This window comes from Actinosynnema sp. NPDC059335 (assembly GCF_042752395.1).
Taxonomy (GTDB): domain Bacteria; phylum Actinomycetota; class Actinomycetes; order Mycobacteriales; family Pseudonocardiaceae; genus Actinosynnema.
Genome location: NZ_JBHYXZ010000071.1, coordinates 23,185 through 30,760, shown reverse-complemented (window position 1 = coordinate 30,760; position 7,576 = coordinate 23,185). Strand labels below are relative to the sequence as shown.

The following is a 7,576-nucleotide window of genomic DNA, read 5'->3' as shown; positions in this document are numbered from 1 at the left end:
GGGGCCCCGCTGTCCCACCCCCCCCCCCCCCCTAACAAACCCCTGCGCTGGCTTCCCCGGGGGGGTCTTGGGCGTTCGACACGGTGGTCGCGGGCGTTCGGCACACGCGGTCCGTGAACGTGGGGTGGCGCTGCGCACGTTCGTCCCATCGGGTGACATGGACCGGTGTGTCCGAGTTGCAGAGCAGTAGGGTCCGGGCATAGGTTGACCCCTACATCTAGTGGTTACACCGTTGTAGTTAGTCCACAGGTTGGGGTTTTCCCCACGGTGAGGGCTAACGCGATGGATGCTGCGCGGAGGAGGGGGAGACCAGCCGTGCGATGCCCGTTCTGCCGCCACGCCGACTCCCGGGTGGTCGACTCGCGCGAGGTGGACGAGGGCCAGGTGATCCGCCGCCGGCGCTCCTGCTCCAGCTGCGGCCGCCGGTTCACCACCGTGGAGGAGGCCGTGCTCGCGGTCGTCAAGCGCTCCGGCGTCACCGAGCCGTTCAGCCGCGACAAGGTCGTGAACGGCGTCCGCCGCGCCTGCCAGGGCCGGCCGGTGCACGAGGACGCGCTCCAGCAGCTCGCCCACCGGGTCGAGGAGTCCATCCGCTCCGGCGGCAACGCCGAGATCCCGAGCCACGAGGTGGGCCTGGCCATCCTCGGCCCCCTGCGGGAGCTGGACGAGGTCGCGTACCTCCGCTTCGCGAGCGTCTACCGCTCCTTCTCGTCCGTCGAGGACTTCGAGAAGGAGATCGCCGATCTTCGCACCGCCCAGCGCACGGACGACTGAGCGGACGCGACGCAGGACAGGCGGCGACCGCCTCGGACGGGGAGCCCGGACGTGGTCCCGCACACCATTTCCATGACGAGCAGCAAGACGAGAGGGACCCGGGATGACGGAGACCGTCGGTGGCTCCAGCAAGAAGACGGCCACCCGCAACGGCGCGGGGGACAAGAACGCCAAGCTGAAGGTGGAGCGCGTCTACACCACCGCCGGCAGGCACCCCTATGACGAGGTCACCTGGGAGCACCGTGACGTCGTGATGACGAACTGGCGCGACGGCTCGGTGAACTTCGAGCAGCGCGGCGTCGAGTTCCCCGACTTCTGGTCGGTCAACGCCACCAACATCGTCACGAGCAAGTACTTCCGCGGCGCGGTGGGCACGCCGCAGCGCGAGCACAGCCTGCGCCAGCTCATCGACCGCGTGGTGAAGACCTACGTCGAGGCGGGCGTCAAGCACAGCTACTTCGCCACCGACGCCGACGCCGAGATCTACGAGCACGAGCTGACCTGGATGCTGCTGCACCAGGTGTTCAGCTTCAACTCGCCGGTGTGGTTCAACGTGGGCACCAGCTCGCCGCAGCAGGTCAGCGCCTGCTTCATCCTGTCGGTGGACGACACGATGGAGTCGATTTTGAACTGGTACCGCGAGGAGGGCCTGATCTTCAAGGGCGGCTCCGGCGCGGGCCTGAACCTGTCCCGCATCCGCTCGTCCAAGGAGCTGCTGTCCTCGGGCGGCACGGCGTCCGGCCCGGTGTCGTTCATGCGCGGCGCGGACGCGTCGGCGGGCACCATCAAGTCCGGCGGCGCGACCCGCCGCGCGGCCAAGATGGTCGTGCTGGACGTGGACCACCCGGACGTCGAGGAGTTCATCCAGACCAAGGCGCGGGAAGAGGACAAGGTCCGCGCGCTGCGCGACGCCGGGTTCGACATGGACCTGGGCGGCAAGGACATCGTGTCCGTGCAGTACCAGAACGCGAACAACTCCGTCCGCGTGTCGGACGAGTTCATGCACGCCTACGAGAACGGCGGGCAGTTCGGCCTGCGCGCCCGCCAGACCGGCGAGGTCATCGAGCACGTCGACGCGAGGGACCTGTTCCGCAAGCTGGCGCAGGCCGCGTGGGAGTGCGCCGACCCCGGCATCCAGTACGACGGCACGATCAACGACTGGCACACCACGCCGGAGTCGGGCCGGATCACCGCCTCGAACCCGTGCTCGGAGTACATGCACCTGGACAACTCCAGCTGCAACCTGGCGTCGTTGAACCTGATGAAGTTCCTGTCCGACGACGGCACGTTCAACGCGGAGCTGTTCGCCAAGTCGGTCGAGCTGATCATCACCGCGATGGACATCTCGATTTGCTTCGCGGACTTCCCGACCCCCTCGATCGGCGAGACGACCCGCGCGTTCCGCCAGCTCGGCATCGGCTACGCGAACCTGGGCGCGCTGCTCATGGCGACCGGTCACGCGTACGACTCCGAGGGTGGCCGCGCGCTGGCCGCCTCGATCACGTCCCTGATGCAGGCCGTGGCGTACAAGCGGTCCGCGGAGCTGGCGGGGATCGTCGGCCCGTACGACGGCTACGCCCGCAACGCCGAGGCGCACCAGCGGGTCATCCGCAAGCACGCGGCGGCCAACGACATGCTGCGCACGTACCACGCGAACGACGCGGCGGTGCAGAAGGTCGCGACCAGGGCGTGGCAGGAGTGCCAGAAGATCGGCGCCCGCAACGGCTGGCGCAACGCGCAGGCCAGCGTGCTCGCGCCCACCGGCACCATCGGCCTGATGATGGACTGCGACACGACCGGCATCGAGCCGGACCTGGCGCTGGTGAAGTTCAAGAAGCTGGTCGGCGGCGGCTCGATGCAGATCGTCAACCAGACCGTGCCGCGGGCGCTGAAGGCCCTGGGCTACCAGCAGGAGCAGATCGAGGCGATCGTCGAGTTCATCGGCGAGCACGGCCACGTGGTGGACGCGCCGGGCCTCAAGCCGGAGCACTACGAGGTGTTCGACTGCGCCATGGGCGAGCGCTCCATCGCGCCGATGGGCCACGTGCGGATGATGGCGGCGGTGCAGCCGTTCATCTCGGGCGCGATCTCCAAGACGGTGAACATGCCGGAGACGGCGACCGTCGAGGACGTCGAGGAGATCTACTACCAGGGCTGGAAGCTGGGCCTGAAGGCGCTGGCCATCTACCGCGACAACTGCAAGGTCGGCCAGCCGCTGTCGGCGGGCAAGTCGGCCAAGGCGTCGGCGGCGGCCGAGACCACGACCGAGACCGTCGTGGAGTACCGGCCGGTGCGCAAGCGGCTGCCGAAGAAGCGCCCGTCGCAGACGGTGTCGTTCACGGTCGGCGGCGCGGAGGGCTACCTGCACGCCGGCTCGTACCCGGACGACGGCCTGGGCGAGATCTTCGTCAAGCTCGGCAAGCAGGGTTCGACGCTGGCCGGCGTGATGGACGCGTTCTCCATGTCGATCTCCGTGGGCCTGCAGTACGGCATCCCGCTGGAGTTCTACGTGTCGAAGTTCCAGAACCTGCGCTTCGAGCCGGCGGGCATGACCGACGACCCGGACGTGCGGATCGCGACCAGCGTGCTGGACTACCTGTTCCGCCGGCTGGCGCTCGACTACCTGCCGTTCGAGAAGCGGGCGCAGCTCGGCATCTTCACCGCCGACGAGCGCACCGCGCAGGTGAACAACGACTACGGCAGCGGCTCGGACGTGGACTTGGAGGGCCTGCGCACCTCGGTCGACGCCGCGCCGAAGTCGACGTCGTCCACTCCGGCCTCGGCCTCCGCCCCGGCGCCGGCCGAGAAGAAGTCCAAGCCGCAGGACATCCGGGTGGGCAGCTCCACGGAACTGCTCGAACTGCACCTGGGCACGACCGCCGACGCGCCGCTGTGCATGACGTGCGGCACGAAGATGCGCCCGGCCGGCTCGTGCTACCTGTGCGAGGGCTGCGGCTCCACCTCGGGCTGCAGCTGACCGCCCGCCGTGCGGTGACGCACGGCTGACCGCTCGACCGCGCAAGGGGGCCGGGACCGACGCGTCCCGGCCCCTTCGCGTCGGCGGTGCACGGGAGTGCGGACGTGCCCCGGCGGCCGTCATCTCTCCGTCCCGGCGCGTGGTCCACGCCCACGATGTCGCGGTGACGAGGGCGGGCGGGACGTTGTAGGGATCGGCCTACCTCCGCCGGACCCGCGCCGAGCCGGCCCCGCGCCGCGCCACCGGGGTGCGACGCGGCGGGGGGGGCAGGTCAGGACTTGTTGCGGAACAGCTTGTTGCCCAGCCAGACGATCGGGTCGTAACGCCGGTCCGCCACGCGTTCCTTCATCGGGATCAGCGCGTTGTCGGTGATCTTGATGTGCTCGGGGCACACCTCGGTGCAGCACTTGGTGATGTTGCACAGCCCCAGGCCGTGCGTCGACTGCGCCTCCCGCACCCGGTCCGCCTCGTCGAGCGGGTGCATCTCCAGCTCCGCCACCCGCATCAGGAACCGCGGCCCGGCGAACGACTCCTTGTTCTCCTCGTGGTCGCGGATGACGTGGCAGGTGTTGTTGCACAGGAAGCACTCGATGCACTTGCGGAACTCCTGCGAGCGCTCCACGTCGACCTGCTGCATCCGGTACTCCCCCGGCGCGACGCCCGCCGGCGGCTTGAAGGCGGGGATCTCCCGCGCCTTGCGGTAGTTGTACGAGACGTCGGTGACGAGGTCGCGGATCACCGGGAACGTGCGCATCGGCGTCACGGTCACCGTCTCGTCCTCCGCGAACACCGACATCCGCGTCATGCACAGCAGCCTCGGCTTGCCGTTGATCTCCGCCGAGCACGACCCGCACTTGCCCGCCTTGCAGTTCCACCGCACGGCGAGGTCCGGCGTCTGGGTCGCCTGGAGCCGGTGGATCACGTCGAGCACGACCTCGCCCTCGTTGACCTCGACGGTGAAGTCCTCCAGCCCGCCGCCCTCGTCGGAGCCGCGCCACACCCGGAAGTGCCCCTGGTACCCCATGTCAGCCCTCCAGCTCGTCGGCGGTCAGGTACTTCTGCAACTCGCTCTGCTCGAACAGCGCCAGCAGGTCCGGCCGGATCGGGACCTGCGGCTCCTCCACCACCTCGACCGACGAGCCGGACAGCGTGCAGACCAGCAGCTTGCGCCGCCAGTCGGCGTCCATGCCCGGGTAGTCGTCGCGCGTGTGGCCGCCGCGGCTCTCGGTGCGCAGCGACGCGGCCCGCGCCACGCACTCGCTGACCAGCAGCATGTTGCGCAGGTCGAGCGCGAGGTGCCAGCCGGGGTTGAACTGCCGGTGCCCCTCGACCACCACGGTCGCGGCCCGCCGCTTCAGCTCCTCCAGCCGCTCGATCGCCTGCGCCATCTCGTCGGCCCGGCGGATGATGCCGACCAGGTCGTTCATCGACTGCTGCAACTCCATGTGCAGCGTGTACGGGTTCTCGCCGCCGTCGCCGGAGAACGGCGCGAGGGCGGTCCGCTCGGCCTCGGCCACGGCCTCGTCCGTGCACACCGGCCGGGAGTCGAGGCCGGACACGTAGTCCGACGCGCCCGCGCCCGCCCGGCGGCCGAACACCAGCAGGTCGGACAGCGAGTTGCCGCCCAGCCGGTTGGAGCCGTGCATCCCGCCGGACACCTCGCCCGCCGCGAACAGCCCCGGCACCGACGACGCGCCCGTGTCGGGGTCCACCTGCACGCCGCCCATGACGTAGTGGCAGGTCGGCCCGACCTCCATCGGCTGCGCCGTGATGTCGACGTCGGCCAGCTCCTTGAACTGGTGGTGCATCGACGGCAGCCGCCGCATGATCTCCTCGGCGGGCAGCCGGGTGGACACGTCCAGGAACACGCCGCCGTGCTCGGAGCCGCGGCCCGCCTTCACCTCGGAGTTGATCGCGCGGGCCACCTCGTCGCGCGGCAGCAGCTCCGGTGGCCGGCGGTTGTTGCCGGGGTCGGTGTACCAGCGGTCGGCCTCGGCCTCGTTGTCGGCGTACTTGTCCTTGAACACCTCGGGGATGTAGTCGAACATGAACCGCTTGCCGTCGGAGTTGCGCAGCACGCCGCCGTCGCCGCGGACCGACTCGGTGACCAGGATCCCCTTCACCGACGGCGGCCAGACCATGCCGGTCGGGTGGAACTGGATGAACTCCATGTTGATCAGGGACGCGCCCGCGCGCAGGGCCAGCGCGTGGCCGTCGCCGGTGTACTCCCACGAGTTCGACGTGACCTTGAACGACTTGCCGATGCCGCCGGTGGCGAGCACCACCGCGGGCGCCTCGAACAGCACGAACCGGCCCGACTCGCGCCAGTAGCCGAACGCGCCCGCGATCCTGCCGCCGTCGAGGACCAGGTCGGTGACGGTGAACTCGGCGAACACCTTGAGCCGCGACTCGTAGTCGCCGGTCTCGGCGTGGTCGTCCTGCTGGAGCGACACCACCTTCTGCTGGAGGCTGCGGATCAGCTCCAGCCCCGTGCGGTCGCCCACGTGCGCCAACCGGGGGTACTCGTGCCCGCCGAAGTTGCGCTGGCTGATCCGACCGTCCTTGGTGCGGTCGAACAACGCCCCGTAGGTCTCCAGCTCCCACACCCGGTCGGGCGCCTCCTTGGCGTGCAGCTCGGCCATCCGCCAGTTGTTGAGGAACTTCCCGCCGCGCATGGTGTCCCGGAAGTGCACCTGCCAGTTGTCGTTCGAGTTGACGTTCCCCATGGCCGCCGCGATGCCGCCCTCGGCCATCACCGTGTGCGCCTTGCCGAACAACGACTTGCACAGCACCGCCGTGCGCATCCCGTGTTCCCTGGCCTCGATCGCGGCGCGCAACCCCGCACCGCCGGCACCGATCACGAGCACGTCGAACGAATGCCGTTCCAGCTCGGGCAAAACCACTCCTCAGTTGACGAATCGGAGGTCGGAGATCGTCCCGGAGGCGACCAGCGCGACGTAGAGGTCCGTGACGCAGACGAAGATGAGCGAGGCCCACGCGAGCTGCATGTGCCGGGCGTTGAGCTTGGAGATCTGCGTCCACGCCCAGTACCGGACCGGGTGCTTGGAGAAGTGCTTCAACCGCCCGCCCGCGATGTGGCGGCACGAGTGGCAGGACAGCGTGTACGCCGCCAGCAGCGACACGTTCACCAGCAGCACGATGTTGCCCAGGCCGATGCCGGTGCTGAACGCGAAGAACGCGTCGTAGATGTTGACCAGCAGCAGGAGCGACGCGGCGTAGAAGAAGTAGCGGTGCAGGTTCTGCGCGACCAGCGGGAAGCGGGTCTCGCCGGTGTACTTGCCGTGCGGCTCGGCCACCGCGCACGCGGGCGGGGACATCCACGCCGCCCGGTAGTACGCCTTGCGGTAGTAGTAGCAGGTCACGCGGAACCCGAGCAGGAACGGGATGATGATCACCGGCGGGGTGAGGAACCCCGGCAGCTCCGGCAGCAGGCGGCCGAAGTGCGCCGCGTTCGGCAGGCACTCCTCGGTCAGGCACGGCGAGTACATGGGCGTCAGGTACCGGTACTCGTCGACCCAGTAGTAGTCGCCCATGAAGGTCCGCACGGCCGCGTAGATCGAAATCAGGAGCAGGCCCGCGAACGTCGCCAGCGGCGGCAGCCACCACCGGTCCGTGCGCAACGTGCGCTGGGCGATCTGCGCCCTCATACCTCACCTCGTTCCACGTCGTTGTGGTGCGGGACACAATGTGGTTTGGAACACACAACCGGGCCTGAAACGGGAGCGGGCCCCCCCCCTGGGCAGCGGGGGGGCCGACGGGGTGGGGTCGTGTTGGGGGGGGGCGGTTGAGGCCGCCCCCCCCATC

Annotated in this window: 5 protein-coding genes; 2 read left to right on the top strand and 3 right to left on the bottom strand. The window is 69.4% G+C overall.

All coding sequences use genetic code 11. The annotated features are described in order from the left end of the window. Positions 1-315: 315 nt before the first annotated feature. A complete protein-coding gene (gene nrdR / locus ACFXGA_RS22260) occupies positions 316-774 on the top strand; it encodes a transcriptional regulator NrdR (protein ID WP_378090734.1) in 459 nt (152 codons plus the stop codon). A gap of 103 nt (positions 775-877) precedes the next feature. After that, complete coding sequence (locus tag ACFXGA_RS22255) at positions 878-3,751, top strand: vitamin B12-dependent ribonucleotide reductase (protein ID WP_378090733.1); 2,874 nt, start codon at positions 878-880, stop codon at positions 3,749-3,751. A 271-nt stretch (positions 3,752-4,022) separates the two neighbouring features. On the opposite strand, the gene ACFXGA_RS22250 is transcribed toward ACFXGA_RS22255, so the two are convergent. The 3 genes from ACFXGA_RS22250 to ACFXGA_RS22240 are packed head-to-tail and all read right to left on the bottom strand — an operon-like array spanning position 4,023 to position 7,419. Next, positions 4,023-4,775: a succinate dehydrogenase/fumarate reductase iron-sulfur subunit gene (locus ACFXGA_RS22250; RefSeq protein WP_378090732.1), complete on the bottom strand. Its 753-nt coding sequence runs from the start codon at positions 4,773-4,775 to the stop codon at positions 4,023-4,025. A 1-nt stretch (position 4,776) separates the two neighbouring features. Then, positions 4,777-6,648, bottom strand: a complete 1,872-nt coding sequence (locus tag ACFXGA_RS22245; protein ID WP_378090731.1) for a fumarate reductase/succinate dehydrogenase flavoprotein subunit — start codon at positions 6,646-6,648, stop codon at positions 4,777-4,779. A 9-nt stretch (positions 6,649-6,657) separates the two neighbouring features. After that, a complete protein-coding gene (locus ACFXGA_RS22240; RefSeq protein WP_378090730.1) occupies positions 6,658-7,419 on the bottom strand; it encodes a hypothetical protein in 762 nt (253 codons plus the stop codon). Between the last annotated feature and the right edge of the window lie 157 nt (positions 7,420-7,576).